Genomic DNA, 15,312 nt, shown 5'->3' with positions numbered 1-15,312 from the left:
AAGACAATGCAGCTCTGTATCCCGCATAGAGTTTAGTAAGAAATAAAAGTAAGGGGAGTCCATGAAATTTTTCGACTGAACGCAACGCGAGATTTTTGTTTTAGATCAATAAAAACAAGAAGATGTGTTTTTGTGCTTTTTATCTATTCACATTAAGAATCAGTAATGCAAATCGATCGTCCAGAAAGCGCCTCAGCCCTCTGATTACGCCGATTGACAATGTTTTTGGCAGTGGCATGATGCGCATGAAATTTGAACTTGCTCACGGTTTTTATTCATGTCCACCTATACCCGTCCCGTCATGCTATTGCTATGCGGGCTGCTTCTGTTGACCCTGGCGATCGCCGTGTTAAACACGCTCGTCCCGCTTTGGCTCGCCCATGAAAATCTGCCCACATGGCAGGTAGGCGTGGTGAGCTCGTCCTATTTTACCGGTAATCTGGTAGGGACGTTGCTGACCGGGTATTTAATAAAACACCTTGGTTTTAATCGCAGCTATTACATCGCCTCGCTTATTTTTGCCGTAGGTTGTGTCGGGCTGGGGATTATGGTGGGATTCTGGAGCTGGATGACATGGCGCTTTATTGCCGGTGTTGGCTGCGCCATGATTTGGGTGGTAGTGGAAAGTGCGCTGATGTGCAGTGGGACTTCGCGTAATCGCGGACGTTTGCTTGCCGCTTATATGATGATCTATTACGTGGGGACGTTTTTAGGCCAGTTGCTGGTTAGTAAAGTATCAACTGAATTGATGAACGTTCTGCCGTGGGTGACGGGTACAATCCTGGCTGGCGTTTTGCCACTGCTCTTTACGCGCATTGCCAATCAGCAGGGTGATGAACAGCAGTCTACGCCTATTGTCTCCATGCTGAAGCTGCGACAGGCGCGTCTGGGCGTTAACGGCTGTATTATTTCCGGGATTGTATTGGGGTCCTTGTATGGCCTGATGCCGCTGTATCTCAACCATCAGGGGGTGAGCAACGCCAGCATTGGTTTCTGGATGGCGGTTCTGGTTAGCGCCGGTATCCTGGGGCAATGGCCGATTGGCCGTCTGGCGGATAAGCTGGGACGCCTGCTGGTTTTACGCGTTCAGGTTTTCGTGGTAATCGTCGGGAGTATTGCCATGCTGAATCAGGCGGCGATGGCGCCCGCGTTGTTTATGTTGGGGGCGGCAGGTTTTACTCTCTACCCGGTAGCGATGGCCTGGGCCTGTGAAAAGGTGGAACACCATCAACTGGTCGCCATGAATCAGGCATTGTTATTAAGCTATACCGTGGGCAGCCTGCTTGGTCCCTCATTTACCGCGATGCTGATGCAGAATTATTCAGATAGCTTGCTGTTTATCATGATCGCCAGCGTATCGTTTATTTATTTACTGATGCTGTTGCGTAAGACGGGCCATACGCCCAATTCTATTGCGCATATTTGACCTGATTTAACAGAATACGAACAGGTTCCCATACATACTGTTTATGTATGCTTTATGGGAACCTGCATTATTTAATCACACGCTTTTGCTCTGAAAATAAAGTGTGCAGAAGATTATAGTTTTACACCCTGCCGTTTCCGCTCGCTCATTTTACCGCGCATAATCCCACGCCTGATTTTATCGTGACGCCGTTTGTGCTGGTAGGATAGGGGCTGATTTTCCCGCTTCTGGCGCGCAGGAAACAGTAATGCGTTAACTCACTTCAAGAATAGAGAGAAGCTGCGCCAGGCTGGTGGTATGGGATAACTGGTGTAAGCGCTCCGCTTCATCCAGCCAGCACACCAACTGTTGGATCATTTCGATATGTTGAGTGCTGTTGGCTGCGGCAAGAACAATGATTAACCGCACATCCGGGTGTCCGGGAAACAGGACTGCTTCTTTCAGGCTCAATAGCGACAGATGTGTTTTACTGCCAATCACGCCTTCATCCGGTCGAGCATGAGGCAGGGCAAATTCTGGACTTAATATATACCATGGGCCATGTTTTTCTGTTTCATGGATGATTGCCTGAGTATAACTATGTGTAATTACGCCTTGCTCTTCGAGAGGGTGACAGGCCAACTGCACGGCTTCCTGCCAGGTGCCGCATTGTTCGCGAAACTGCCAGGCTGAAAATAGCGTAGATAGCATTGTTTTATCCCTATTGTAGTTGGCAGACCGTGTAACGGTCTGCCAACCAGATTATTTGAGTGCTTCACAGATTGCAGAGGCTGAAATTCCGTATTTCTCTTTCAACTGCCGGCTGTTGCCCGATTCGGTGAATGTGTCCTGAGTACCAAGCCGACACAATCGTGAGTTGATTCCTTCTTCAGCCAGCACTTCAGCAATCAGGCCACCCAGTCCGCCATTAATCGTATGATTTTCAATCGTGACGATACGTGGGCAATTGGCAATGAGGTGCAGGAAACGCTGACGATTGAACGGTTTTAGCGTTGCCACATGAATCAGTTTGCCCCTTTTCCCCTGCGCACTGAGCTGGGCGTAACCCGTACTCGCTTGTTCAAGAACTGTTCCTTCATAAACAATGGCGAAGTCGTTGCCTGAACTCTCCACGGCCTCGATATCGGATACTCGGGGGACGACTGATTTATCGCGTACGGGCATCGGTTCCCGGGCAACACGAATGTAGACAGGGCCGGGGATGTTTACTGCCTGCTCAAATGCAGCCTCAACTTCTTCGGCATCTGCCGGAGTCAGAATCGTGATTCCTGGCAATACACGAGTCAGGGCTAGATCTTCCAGCGCATGGTGCGAAGCGCCATCTGGGCCGTCATCCATACCTGGATGGCTACCGACCAGCTTAATGTTGGCCTTTGCGTAACAAGCCTGACGAAGCTGTGTCCATGCTGTACCAGTCACGAACATCGCGAAGTTAACGTAAAAAGGAATGTTACCTTCCAATGCCTGACCTGTGGCGAAACTCATCGCGGAGCCTTCGGCAATTCCCATTTCAAAGAATGCTTCAGGCCAGATCTTCTGAAACTGATCGGTGCGGGTGGAGCTCGCCAAATCGCTGTCGATAACGACAACTGGATAGCCTTTCTCCCTCAAAGCGAGCAGGGCATTACCAATCTCATCGCGTGGTGCTCTCATGACTGTAATTCCTCCATAGCTTGCTGGTATTGTTCCGCACTGGGTGTTTTAGAATGCCATTCGCCGTTATTTTCCATATAGCTCACGCCGCTGCCTTTGGTGGTGCGGGCGATAATAGCTACCGGCTTGCCTTTCAGATAACGAGATAGCTGCAAAGTGTCGGCAACCTGGCGCATGTTGTTACCATCCTGTAGCTCAAGTACGTGCCAGCCAAAATTACGGATTTTGTCGGCCAGTGGCTCGAGATTGATGACGTCATTGACCGGATCGTGTGAGGAAAAACCGTTGTAGTCGATGATGGCGACCAGATTGTCCATCCGCATATGAGCGGCCTGTTGCAGTGACTCCCATATTTGGCCTTCGTGCATCTCACCATCGCCGATGATTGCGAAAACGCGGTTGGGATCCCCCGCGCGATTTTTGGCAGCAGCCATCCCCAAGGCAATTGACAGACCCTGGCCAAGCAGTCCAGTCGTTGCATCCACATCGGGAAGTGATTTCACGCTCGGATGTCCCTGCAGACGCGAGTTAATCTGACGAAAGGTGCTAAATTCGCTGCGGGATATTTTCCCCAATTGATACAGCATGGCGTACTGTGCCGCGACGGCGTGGCCTTTACTCATCACCACCCGGGCACGAGGTGTTTCATTCAGACGAACTTCTTCATGATAAATCCAGGTCAGAATATCAATAATGGAGAGTGCGCCGCCGGGATGACCAATACCGGATTCGTAAATAATGGTGACAATATCGCGGCGGGCAACTCGCGCATGAGATTTCAATTCATCAATATTCATGTTTACTCCTTATCAGGGCAGCATTTTGCCGATGTAATACACCACCAGACCAAGCGCGACGAAATCGGTTTCCGGGAAGCTGGTACCGGAAAGTCCTACCGATTCCATAATTGGGTAGATAAGTGCGGGACCAATGCCGATGAGAATGCCTGTAATAAAGCTTCCCACCACTGCGCCTTTCCAGCCTCCTGAAGCGTTGCCAAAGACGGCAGCCGTTGCCCCAATGAAGAAATAGGGGATCGCGACGGGGATGATTACCGTCTGACCAATCAGCGCAAGTATCCCCATCACCACCAGTCCGCCGACGAACGAAGAGATAAAACCAAGTACGGTAGCGGTTGGCGCGTAAGGGAATACAACCGGGCAGTCGAGCGCCGGTTTGGCATTAGGAATGAATTTTTCCGAGATCCCGAGAAATGCCGGAACGATCTCTGAAAGCAGTAAGCGAACACCGGTAATAATGATGTAAAGCGAGGCGGTAAAGGTCAGTGACTGAAAAAGCGGGTAGACCAACCAGTGCATGCCACCTGCTACCGCGGTAACCGCTGTTTTCCCTGCTGCCAGTGCGGCGATGTAATAGAAAATACTGACCGAAATAGAGACTGAGACAATGTAGTCTTTAAAAATCCCCAGCCATCCGGGGAGATTCAGTTTCTCCGTCGACTCTTTGGGATCGCCGACCTTCGAGCCAATCCAGCCTGAGGCCGCGTAAGCCAGTGTGACGTAATGACCCATGGCGATTTCATCATTGCCGGTGATCTTACGCATCCACGGTTGGGCAATGGCCGGGTAGATGCAGGCAGCAAGGCCTAACAATACAGAACCAACCATAATCGTAACGCCATCGCTGTAACCGAGCGCTTTCAGCGTGACGGTGAGCAATGCCGAGAGATACAGATTATGTTGGCCGGTCAAAAAAATGTATTTAAACGGTGTAATACGGGCAAAAAGTAAGTTCCAGCCAAAGCCGATAACCATGATGAGTGATACGCACATGGCAAATTTGGTTTGGGCCAGGCCGGTTAGCGCCTCCGCCAACGGCATCACTCCTTTGAGTCCAAATCCATCGCTAAACAATGTCTGGAAATTACCCAGAGATGTCACTGCCAGCCCCGCGCCACCTGCAAAGACCAGAAATCCAACGATGGTTTTGAAGGTGCCGGATAATACTTTTTCAATCGGCTTGCGTTGAATGAGCAGACCGATTAATGCAATAAATCCAACTAAAAGTGGGGTTACACCCAAAATGTCGAATACAATAAACCTGAGGAGATCCATATTGCCTCCGGGAGAGGTTAGTTGCCCTGAATTACGCTGGTGAGCGCAGTTTCCATTTCTTCGCTATTCATCAAGTCGGTTATACCGATGGCTCTGAATCCAGCAGCTTCGATTTCATCGGTGAGGTCGCGCATGGTGATAACAAAATCAATCCCTTGCCAGGTGGCAAGACCGGACAATACGTCATGTTCGAGTTCAATATCCCAGCCATGCTTGTCGATGATTTTTTGCGCTTTGATTTTGAGCATTAAGGAACTGCCCATACCGGTACGACAGACAATGAGACCTTTCATTTATTTTTCTCCTGTTTTGTAAAAATAATTATTTTCATTGCTCTTGTTGTAAAAAAAATTATTATCTTAACGTGGGCAGAAAGATGTGACTGTGTTTGCATTTTGAGCAAAAAGGCGAAAAATGAGTCAGATTGACACTAACTTACTGATAAACATCAGAAATGAGGCTGGCGGGTTAAGCCCAATTCTGGAAAAAGTGGGCCGTTTTGTGACGGAGAACCCTGATTTTGTGATGAGACATACGATCACGGAGTTAGCGGATTCTATTGAAACCAGTGAAGGGAGTATTACCCGTTTTTGCCGCGCATTTGGTTTTAAAGGTTTTTCTGATTTCAGAACTGCGCTTGCGCTGGAGCAGGGAGCTGCGCGTCCTGAAGAGCAGGAAAATGATGAGGTCTCTGCCGTAGTGGCGAGTATTCGTGACAGCCATGCCATCATTAATACGCAAGAATTACAGGCTGCTGCGGCGTGGATCAACCAGGTTAATTCTGTCGCGATATACGCTGTTGGTACGGCGGTGCCCGTCGCGCTGTTCTTACAAATGAACCTGATTAAAATGGGTAAGGCGGCAAGTTTTGTCGATCGTTTTTACCTCACAACCTCATCCATGATGGTTGAACCGCAGAGCCAGGGAATCATTGTGGTGCACACTGAGCAGGCATCGGCTGATATGATGCAAGCGCTGGCGTTGGCGAAGCAGCATGGCGCGCGGATCCTTTCGCTGACCCGCGGCACCTTTGCGCCGCTTAGCCGTCTTTCGGACTGGAATCTACAGGCCGCCGTAGCCCTGAAGGGTGAGGGGGAGTATGGTTTCGCAGAAATCGCCGGTGCAATGATGGTGGCGGACAAATTACTCAATGCGCTGGAGGAGCAAGATGAGCGCTATGCGGAGTGCCGTAAAGCGCATCAGAAGAGCATTTTCTCAATTGAAAGCGTGGCGAATAAGCTCTCGGAATATTTTATGTCCTGAACCGTTTACTCAAGCGGCGCCAGATTTTTGGGGACGACATACTGTTTTCCATTATAAAGCAGGGTCCAGCTCGTCTTGCTGGACTTATCTTTTGAGGTACACTCAGCATCAGCCTGAAGATTGGCGTTGGATGCTACACTTTTCTCGCTTACACGAATATCAACGTATCCATTATGCGAGTCAGGCGTAAGTGAGAGGGTACGAGTAATATCGTTGAATGTTCCGTCACAGTTCCCGTCCCATTCCCCGGTACTGTTTTCAAGGACGATACCGTTTAATATCGTTCGTAGTTGGTTATTTTCAATAACAAACAGCGATAGCACATCTTCACTAAACGGATTTACACGGGAACTGCCGGTGCGGGCTATCCGCAAGCCAAATGCGGTTTGGTTAGTGGCGACTTTCCAGCGAGCGGTATCCAGCATCAGACCGGAAATTCGAATAGCGTCGTCACTCATCCTTTCGGGCAGGCGTAATCGTTGTTTAACGTTGAGGCTCGCGGAGTCCAGTACCAAAAGTTCCAGATCGCCAGTATGATCGTAATCGTTATCCTGTTGTGCCATCAGCGGAATCGCCGCCAATGTCAGTTCCGGGTGAGCGGGCCAGACGCGGCAAATTACGCTTTGCGCTGAGTTGCCCGTGATATCGATAACCTGATTGCTTTTGGTGAGCATCTGACCTTCCGCTGCTGGTTTTGCCTCCGGCCACGCATGCTGCACAATGGCGTTGATATCACAGGTGCCGGCGGCATTCGTACTCTGAGCGAACAGCAAAAAAAATGCTGAAACAAGTACTCTCATCGTGAAATCCTTTAGTGGCCTGAGAGGTAGAAGTGGGCAGCAACCAGCTCACTGTCGGTTAAATCAATGATTATTGGTACATGACCAGGGCGGTATAACAAGGAATCAATGGGCAAGCCATCGTTACCTTTTTGCATATCTACCGTGATTTTCAGCCCATTATCAAGGGGAAAAACCAGGTAACGTTTTTCGGTATCAACAATCTGGAGCTTATATTTTTCAAGAGATTCCATGGTTTGCGCGACGTAGTAAGCGTGGTCGGCGCTGGTTTCATTACCGTCTTCTTCACTGACTGACGGATCTAATTGGAACCTGGCGGTTATCAAACTGGCTTGTGTAATTTCCTGTTTTTGCGCTGCGGGTAATTTATTGTTATCTAACTGATAGTCAGGTGTGTCAGCAACCCAACGATAATCAATTATCTTCCAGGGGGACTCTTTTGGAATCTTTAATGGGAGAGGGAAACACTCTGCTGCGTTGATGCAGATTTTGTTATCAGCGACTTTATAAATATTGCCCATTCGGGTATCGAACGGCGTTGAGCGTAGCGCATCAATATCACTTTGACTGTACGGATTGCATTCGGCACAGCGAGCAAAGGAGTTATCGTAGAAGAAAGCGACTGTTTCTTCGGTAGTGTCATCGTTATACAGATAACGAATCTTCGGTCCGGAATCTGACCGGACCGAAGCTGTATGGAATATAAAGAGCAGTGCGAATATTCCGTATCGCAAAAATCTATCCATGATTTACTTCCTTAATGCATAAACATTAATACATCACTTTATGTCCATATTGCTCGAGAATGCCTTTCACGCGCTCCATGGTCTCTTTCTTTGGTGGCTTGACGCCATCCAGTTTGTACTCTTCGCCCATTGCCACCCATTTGTGTTTGCCCAGCTCGTGATATGGCAGCAGCTCGATTTTTTCAACGTTGCCCATATCGCGGGTAAACTCACCCAGGCGGTGCGCAGAGTCGTCATCGTCAGACCAGCCAGGCACGACAACGTAGCGGATCCACACTTTGATGTCTTTATTGGACAGGTAACGCGCGAACTCCAGCGTACGATGGTTCGATACGCCGACCAGATTTTGATGGATTTCATCGTTCATCTGTTTGAGATCGAGCATGACCAGGTCGGTGACTTCCAGCAATTCATCGATAACCGGATCGTAGCGGCGAACAAAGCCGTTGGTATCCAGACAGGTATGAATACCTTCTTTTTTACAGGCCCGAAACCAGTCACGTACGAATTCAGCTTGCAGAATAGCTTCGCCGCCGGACGCCGTCACACCGCCACCGGATGCGTTCATAAAGTGGCGGTAGGTCACGACTTCTTTCATTAACTCGTCGACGGTGACTTCTTTGCCGCCGTGCGTATCCCATGTGTCACGGTTATGGCAATACAGGCAGCGCATCAGGCAGCCCTGGAAGAAGGTAATAAAACGGATGCCCGGGCCATCAACAGTGCCACAGGATTCAAAGGAGTGAATGCGACCAATAACTGACATTGCGGTGTATCTCCAGGTGTGGCCCATCCGGGGCCTGTGTTAGTGCACAGTTATTAACTGTGTCGAGTCTGTTTTGGCTGCTATCCATAAGTATAGATAGCAGCCAAAGCAGGCTATTAAAAAGGCCCCACTTACGTGGAGCCTTTATTGTACGCTTTTTAAAGTACGATTTCAGTCAAAACCAATTACATGGTCTGAGTGAAGGTACGAGTAATAACGTCCTGCTGCTGTTCTTTAGTCAGGGAGTTAAAACGTACAGCGTAGCCAGAAACACGAATGGTCAGCTGCGGATATTTTTCCGGATGTTCCATCGCATCCAGCAGCATTTCACGGTTCATGACGTTCACGTTCAGGTGCTGACCACCTTCGATGGACGCTTCATGGTGGAAGTAACCATCCATCAGACCAGCCAGGTTGGTCTTACGAACTTCGTCGTCTTTACCCAGTGCGTTCGGAACGATAGAGAAGGTGTAAGAGATACCATCTTTAGCGTAAGCAAACGGCAGTTTAGCAACGGAGGTCAGAGAGGCAACAGCACCTTTCTGGTCACGACCGTGCATTGGGTTAGCACCCGGTCCGAACGGCGCGCCAGCACGACGACCATCTGGGGTGTTACCGGTTTTCTTACCATAAACCACGTTAGAGGTGATGGTCAGAACAGACTGAGTCGGGATAGCGTTACGATAAGTAGTCAGTTTCTGAATTTTCTTCATGAAACGTTCTACCAGGTCAACCGCCATATCATCAACGCGAGGGTCGTTGTTACCAAACTGCGGGTATTCGCCTTCGATTTCGAAGTCTACAGCCAGACCGTCTTCATCACGAATCGGTTTAACTTTCGCATATTTGATTGCAGACAGGGAGTCAGCAGCAACGGACAGACCAGCGATACCACACGCCATGGTGCGGATAACGTCACGGTCATGCAGCGCCATCAGAGAGGCTTCGTAGCTGTACTTGTCGTGCATGTAGTGGATAACGTTCAGCGCGGTGACATACTGTTTAGCCAGCCAGTCCATGAAGTGATCCATGCGGTCCATAACTTCGTCGAAGTTCAGAACGTCGCCTTTGATCGGTTCAGATTTAGGACCAACCTGCATTTTCAGTTTTTCATCAACGCCGCCGTTGATTGCGTACAGCATGGTTTTCGCCAGGTTTGCACGCGCACCGAAGAACTGCATTTGTTTACCAACAACCATCGGGCTTACGCAGCAAGCGATAGCGTAATCGTCGTTGTTGAAGTCCGGACGCATCAGGTCATCGTTCTCGTACTGCAGAGAAGAGGTGTCGATGGACACTTTAGCGGCGAATTTCTTGAAGTTCAGAGGCAGTTTTTCAGACCACAGAACGGTGATGTTCGGCTCCGGAGAAGGACCCATGGTGTACAGGGTGTTCAGGAAGCGGAAGCTGTTTTTGGTAACCAGAGTACGGCCATCAACGCCCATACCACCGATAGATTCAGTTGCCCAAATCGGGTCACCGGAGAACAGTTCATCATATTCAGGAGTACGCAGGAAACGAACCATACGCAATTTCATGACCAGGTGGTCAATCATTTCCTGAGCGTCTTGCTCGGTGATTTTGCCTGCTTTGATATCACGTTCGATGTAAGCATCCAGGAAGGTGGATACGCGACCGAAGGACATTGCTGCGCCGTTCTGAGATTTAACAGCGGCCAGGTAGCCGAAGTAAGTCCACTGGATAGCTTCCTGAGCGTTGGTAGCCGGACCAGAGATATCGCAGCCATATTTAGCAGCCATTTCTTTGATCTGACCCAGTGCGCGGTGCTGTTCAGCAATTTCTTCACGCAGACGGATAGTTGCTTCCAGGTTTACGCCGTTTTCCAGATCGGACTGCAGAGAGACGAACTGAGCGTATTTGTCTTTCATCAGGTAGTCGATACCGTACAGCGCAACGCGACGGTAGTCACCGATGATACGGCCACGGCCATACGCATCTGGCAGACCAGTCAGAACACCGGATTTACGGCAGTTCAGAATGTCTTTGGTGTAAACATCGAATACGCCCTGGTTGTGGGTTTTACGGTATTCGGTGAAGATTTTTTTCAGCATCGGGTCCAGTTCGCGATTGTACGCTTTGCAGGAACCTTCAACCATTTTGATGCCGCCAAACGGAATGATTGCACGTTTCAGCGGAGCTTCAGTCTGCAGACCAACGATTTTCTCGAGCGCTTTGTTGATGTAGCCAGCGTCGTGAGAAGTGATGGTAGAAGCAACGGAGGTGTCAAAGTCAACAGGCGCGTGAGTGCGGTTTTCCTGTTTAACGCCTTCCATCACGCTGTCCCACAGTGCAGTGGTCGCATCAGTTGCGCCAGCCAGGAAGGACTCGTCACCCTCATACGGAGTGTAGTTTTTCTGAATGAAGTCACGGACGTTTACTTCATTCTGCCAGTCACCTTTGGTAAAACCTTCCCAGGCTGTGGCTAACTTTTCATTAAGCTCGGACATGTAACACCTACCTTCTTAAGTGGATTTTTTATTTACTGCGTGTAATGGGCATCATCAGATTAATGATGATCGTTACCACGCAGATAAATGACCCAGTATGTCAACCCGACCAACAAACCGCCGCCGATAATGTTACCGATCGTAACCGGAATCAGGTTATCGGTGATGAAGTTCATCACGGTCAGGTGAGAAAAATTCTCCGGAGAAGACCCAACAGCGGCCCAGAATTCCGGGGTGGCGAAATCGCGTATTACAATACCCATAGGGATCATAAACATGTTTGCGATACTGTGCTCAAAACCGCTGGCAACAAACATTGCGACCGGTAATACCATGATAAACGCTTTGTCCATCAGGCTGCGGCCCGAGTAGCTCATCCATACCGCCAGGCACACCATCAGGTTAGCCAGGATGCCAAGACTTACCGCCTCAACAAAAGTATGGTGCACTTTGTGGTCGGCTGTCTGCAGGACGTTGAGCCCCCACGCGCCGTTGGCGGTCATGTATTCGCCGGAAAGCCACATCAGTAGTACGAAGAGCAAGCAACCAACCAGGTTACCGACATAAACGTTAAGCCAGTTTTTAGCCAATTGGCCCCAGGTAATACGACCACTGGCTTTTGCTACGACAATCAATACGGTTGAGGTAAAGAGGTCTGCGCCGCAGACAACACAAAGAATCAGCCCCAGGGAAAAGCAGATACCACCTACTAATTTTGCCATGCCGAAAGGCATAGCTCCGGTACCGGTTGTGGCGGTGATATAGAAAACAAAGGCAATTGAAATGAATACACCGGCAGTAATTGCCAGATAGAACGTCTTAAGCGGATGTTTCGTTGCTTTATAGACGCCTGCTTCTTCGGCAACTTTGGCCATTGCAGCAGGAAGAATAAGATCAAAAGGGTTGTCAGCTTTCACACTAACTCTCTCTTTATTAAGTCGGCGACGAGATACTAACAAAGCATTATAGATGAGAATTTGATATAGATCATATCTCGCCTGGCTTATAGGCCCGTAAGACGCATGGTTTTTATGCGATTACGGAGTAACTTGTTGATTATCCATATAAAAATAAATTTTAAAAATTATAAAGTGAGTTGAATTTTTTCTTTTTGTCTCCTGTCAGATGGTTAATTAAAATGGAGTAATTGAGATAAAAAACCACATTAATAAGCTAATTTTTTTAATATCAACTACTAATATTTAACCTTGTTTTTACATTTATTTTTTGATTTGACCAAAATAAAAAACAGGGCGCATAAAGCGCCCCGTAATATAGCCCAGACAATACCTTTAGCCTACTCAGCGCAGGTTGATTGTCACTATTTTGACCAGTGTGCAGCTTTCGCGCGCTGCAGTTTTTCGTAGGCTTTCAGCAGAGACTGATGCGCCGGGAAAGCCTGCAGATCGCTATCAACGGGTTGCAGCCCGTAGAACGGCGCTTCGCCACTTAATGCCGCACTTGCCGCTTCAACCGCATCGGCTCCGTACATGCGAACGAATGCGTTCAGATATTGCAGCGGTTGGCGATCTTCTTCCTGAGATAGCAGTAGCAGCGTTTGCAGGCAGCGGTAGTAGTTGGCTCGTTCAGCGCTAAAGACAGATGCGTTGAATTCCATCGTCCATTCAGTCCAGATCAGCGCCTGTTCCAGGTCGCCACCAGCCAGCGCCAGCATCACTTTAAGCTCGCCAATGCGCAGGGTATACCAACCGTTATCCGCGCCGGTCGCCAGACCAAGCAGTTCACGTACACGGGTGAAGTCGTCAAAGCCTTCTTCGTCCAACTGTTCGATCAGATTGAGATAGTCTTCTTTATCCCATTCACTGCCTGGCAGAGAGAGGATGGTGTCACGCAGATGGGCACCCATGGCGTTGTTGGCTAACCACAGATCTTCTGCCGGATAGATGTCAGACATTCCCGGAACAATAATACGGCAGGCGTAAACGCTCAGATGCTCATAGTCGGCGATATACACTTCTTTATCTTCAGCATTGAAGATAGCCATCAGGGTGGTGAACTCTTCTTCCGTAGTGCCGGAGAAATTCCAGTCAACGAACGGATAGTCGGCATCCTGCTTGAACAGATCCCAGGAGATCAGGCCGCTGGAATCAATGAAGTGGGTTTCAAGGTTAGTGTGTTCCGCCACTTCTTCATCGTCGAACGTCGGCGGGGTGAAGACATCAAGATCTTTCAGACCACGGCCCTGCAACAGTTCAGTGACGGTACGCTCCAGCGCAACACCGAAATCTGGGTGCGCGCCGAAGGAAGCAAAGCAGGTACCGTTGGCCGGGTTGAACAAGACAACGCAAATCACCGGGTACTTGCCGCCCAGCGAGCCATCGTAGGCGAAAATTGGGAAACCTTCCGCTTCCAGTTTGGCAATGGACTCCACCACTGCTGGATAGCGCGCCATCACTTCAGCCGGGATTTCCGGCAGGCTGATGCTTTCCGCGATAATGCGGTTCTTCACATGACGTTCAAAGACTTCAGACAGGCCCTGAACACGCGCTTCGTTACGCGTATTACCCGCAGACATGCCGTTAGAAACATACAGATTGCCGATAATGTTCATCGGAATATAGACAGTCTGGTTATCCGACTGGCGGGTAAACGGCAGACCGCAGACGCCACGTTCTTCATTACCAGACTGTAGATCGATAAGCATGCTGCCGGTCAATTCGTTATCTGGATCGTAAAACGCACGCAGACGTGTATCCAGCAGACCTTCTGGTACGTCGTCATTTTCAGTCAGCGGGAACCATTTTTCGTTCGGGTAATGTACGAACGGGCCGTTGGCGATAGTTTCACCCAGCCAGAAATCCGCAAAGAAATAGTTAGTCGACAGACGCTCAAAATATTCGCCCAGCGCGGAAGCCAGCGCCGCTTTTTTCGTCGCACCTTTACCGTTGGTGAAGCACAGCGCGCATTCTTTGTCGCGAATATGTACCGACCAGACGTTAGGAACGGGATTCAACCACGAGGCTTCTTCAATTTGAAAACCGAGGTCGAGCAATTTTTGCTGGAAGCGAGCGATGGAGTCTTCCAGAGCGGCATCTTTGCCGGGGATAAATGTTTGCGTCATGAAAATCACTTTTGTCGTACGGAAAGCGCGCAATGATACGGGTTTTCAATGGACGGCGCTATCGTCGCCGGAGTTCAGGCGTAAATAAAAGTATTAGCTATGCTTTCCTACAGCCAACCACGTTTAGAGCATAATAATGAAAGCTTTCGATTTACACCGTATGGCGCTTGATAAGGTGCCCATGGATTTTCTGGGAGAAGTCGCGCTACGCAGCCTCTATACCTTTATATTGGTTTTTCTGTTTTTAAAAATCACCGGACGTCGCGGCGTACGCCAGATGTCGCTTTTTGAAGTCTTGATAATCCTTACGCTGGGTTCTGCGGCGGGAGACGTGGCATTTTATGACGATGTTCCAATGTTGCCGGTGCTGGTGGTCTTTATTACTCTTGCCGTGCTGTATCGGCTGGTGATGTGGCTGATGGCGCATAGCGAAAAAATGGAGGATTTGCTGGAGGGTAAACCCGTCGTGATCATTGAGGACGGAGAGCTGGCATGGTCAAAGCTCAGTAGCGCCAATATGACGGAATTCGAATTCTTTATGGAACTGCGTTTGAACGGTGTGGAGCAACTGGGGCAGGTGAAACTGGCTATTCTGGAGACGAACGGGCAAATCAGCGTCTACTTCTTTGCCGATGAAGACGTAAAGCCGGGGCTCAGTATTCTGCCTAAACGCTGTACGCAACGATTTAAAGTCATACCTGAAGCAGGGGACTATGCCTGCATACGTTGTAGCGAAGTGGTGTATATGAACGCTGGAGATCACCAATTATGTCCGCGCTGTGCAAATCCAGAATGGTCGAAGGCCAGTCGGGCAAAACGGGTCACCTGACAGCGAAAATCTCGGTTTTTACCCGTCAATCCGATAGATTCTGTTGTGTGACGGATGACACATTTTTACCCTGGTCAGTTTTACCCATTGCGGCGCGTGTCACTGAATGATAAAACCGATATCCACAGGAATAACTTATACCAATGTCTGTCACCGGATTATCGTCAATGACAGGATGTTGATTGGACAACAACACAACGTGGT

Annotated in this window: 14 protein-coding genes; 3 read left to right on the top strand and 11 right to left on the bottom strand. The window is 49.2% G+C overall.

Features of this window, described 5'->3' with window-relative positions; translation table 11 throughout:
• Positions 1-277 precede the first annotated feature (277 nt).
• The gene (locus WHR59_RS15675) at positions 278-1,426 is read left to right on the top strand and encodes an MFS transporter (protein WP_043015749.1); all 1,149 of its coding nucleotides are present in this window, start codon (positions 278-280) and stop codon (positions 1,424-1,426) included.
• Between the two features lie 252 nt (positions 1,427-1,678).
• Here WHR59_RS15675 and WHR59_RS15670 read toward each other — a convergent pair whose 3' ends face one another.
• Genes WHR59_RS15670 through WHR59_RS15650 form a run of 5 tightly spaced genes read right to left on the bottom strand, consistent with a single transcriptional unit; the run spans position 1,679 to position 5,447 of the window.
• The gene (locus WHR59_RS15670) at positions 1,679-2,116 is read right to left on the bottom strand and encodes a PTS sugar transporter subunit IIA (protein ID WP_338843286.1); all 438 of its coding nucleotides are present in this window, start codon (positions 2,114-2,116) and stop codon (positions 1,679-1,681) included.
• 51 nt (positions 2,117-2,167) lie between these two features.
• Positions 2,168-3,079, bottom strand: coding sequence for a transketolase family protein (locus WHR59_RS15665; RefSeq protein ID WP_047412354.1), 912 nt, complete (start codon positions 3,077-3,079; stop codon positions 2,168-2,170).
• Positions 3,076-3,876, bottom strand: coding sequence for a transketolase (locus WHR59_RS15660; RefSeq protein ID WP_047412351.1), 801 nt, complete (start codon positions 3,874-3,876; stop codon positions 3,076-3,078). Before WHR59_RS15660 ends, WHR59_RS15665 begins: the two co-directional genes overlap by 4 nt.
• Before the next feature lie 12 nt (positions 3,877-3,888).
• The gene (locus tag WHR59_RS15655) at positions 3,889-5,154 is read right to left on the bottom strand and encodes a PTS ascorbate transporter subunit IIC (RefSeq protein WP_042309469.1); all 1,266 of its coding nucleotides are present in this window, start codon (positions 5,152-5,154) and stop codon (positions 3,889-3,891) included.
• A gap of 17 nt (positions 5,155-5,171) precedes the next feature.
• Complete coding sequence (locus tag WHR59_RS15650) at positions 5,172-5,447, bottom strand: PTS sugar transporter subunit IIB (protein ID WP_042309466.1); 276 nt, start codon at positions 5,445-5,447, stop codon at positions 5,172-5,174.
• A 121-nt stretch (positions 5,448-5,568) separates the two neighbouring features.
• Here WHR59_RS15650 and WHR59_RS15645 point away from each other — a divergent pair, with 121 nt between their 5' ends.
• Positions 5,569-6,417: a MurR/RpiR family transcriptional regulator gene (locus tag WHR59_RS15645; protein WP_042309464.1), complete on the top strand. Its 849-nt coding sequence runs from the start codon at positions 5,569-5,571 to the stop codon at positions 6,415-6,417.
• 5 nt (positions 6,418-6,422) lie between these two features.
• Here the strand turns inward: WHR59_RS15645 and WHR59_RS15640 are convergent, their stop codons facing one another.
• The 6 genes from WHR59_RS15640 to ycaO form a co-directional block, all read right to left on the bottom strand.
• A complete protein-coding gene (locus WHR59_RS15640) occupies positions 6,423-7,217 on the bottom strand; it encodes a hypothetical protein (protein ID WP_338843285.1) in 795 nt (264 codons plus the stop codon).
• Positions 7,218-7,228: 11 nt separating this feature from the next.
• On the bottom strand, positions 7,229-7,963 hold the full coding sequence (locus tag WHR59_RS15635; RefSeq protein WP_043015753.1) for a hypothetical protein: 735 nt from the start codon (positions 7,961-7,963) through the stop codon (positions 7,229-7,231).
• A 25-nt stretch (positions 7,964-7,988) separates the two neighbouring features.
• Positions 7,989-8,729, bottom strand: a complete 741-nt coding sequence (gene pflA, locus WHR59_RS15630; protein ID WP_003035751.1) for a pyruvate formate lyase 1-activating protein — start codon at positions 8,727-8,729, stop codon at positions 7,989-7,991.
• Positions 8,730-8,914: 185 nt separating this feature from the next.
• A complete protein-coding gene (gene pflB / locus WHR59_RS15625; RefSeq protein ID WP_043015754.1) occupies positions 8,915-11,197 on the bottom strand; it encodes a formate C-acetyltransferase in 2,283 nt (760 codons plus the stop codon).
• Positions 11,198-11,256: 59 nt separating this feature from the next.
• Positions 11,257-12,114, bottom strand: coding sequence for a formate transporter FocA (gene focA, locus WHR59_RS15620; protein ID WP_140389852.1), 858 nt, complete (start codon positions 12,112-12,114; stop codon positions 11,257-11,259).
• A gap of 404 nt (positions 12,115-12,518) precedes the next feature.
• A complete protein-coding gene (gene ycaO, locus WHR59_RS15615) occupies positions 12,519-14,279 on the bottom strand; it encodes a 30S ribosomal protein S12 methylthiotransferase accessory factor YcaO (RefSeq protein WP_338843284.1) in 1,761 nt (586 codons plus the stop codon).
• A gap of 136 nt (positions 14,280-14,415) precedes the next feature.
• On the opposite strand from ycaO, the gene WHR59_RS15610 reads away from it, so the two are divergent.
• Complete coding sequence (locus tag WHR59_RS15610) at positions 14,416-15,108, top strand: DUF421 domain-containing protein (protein ID WP_172862867.1); 693 nt, start codon at positions 14,416-14,418, stop codon at positions 15,106-15,108.
• The last annotated feature ends 204 nt before the right edge of the window (positions 15,109-15,312 follow it).

Origin of the sequence: Citrobacter europaeus (assembly GCF_037482245.1) — a bacterium.
Lineage (GTDB): Bacteria > Pseudomonadota > Gammaproteobacteria > Enterobacterales > Enterobacteriaceae > Citrobacter > Citrobacter europaeus.
The sequence above is the reverse complement of the archived record's forward strand: the minus strand, read 5'-3'. Positions and strand labels throughout refer to the sequence as shown.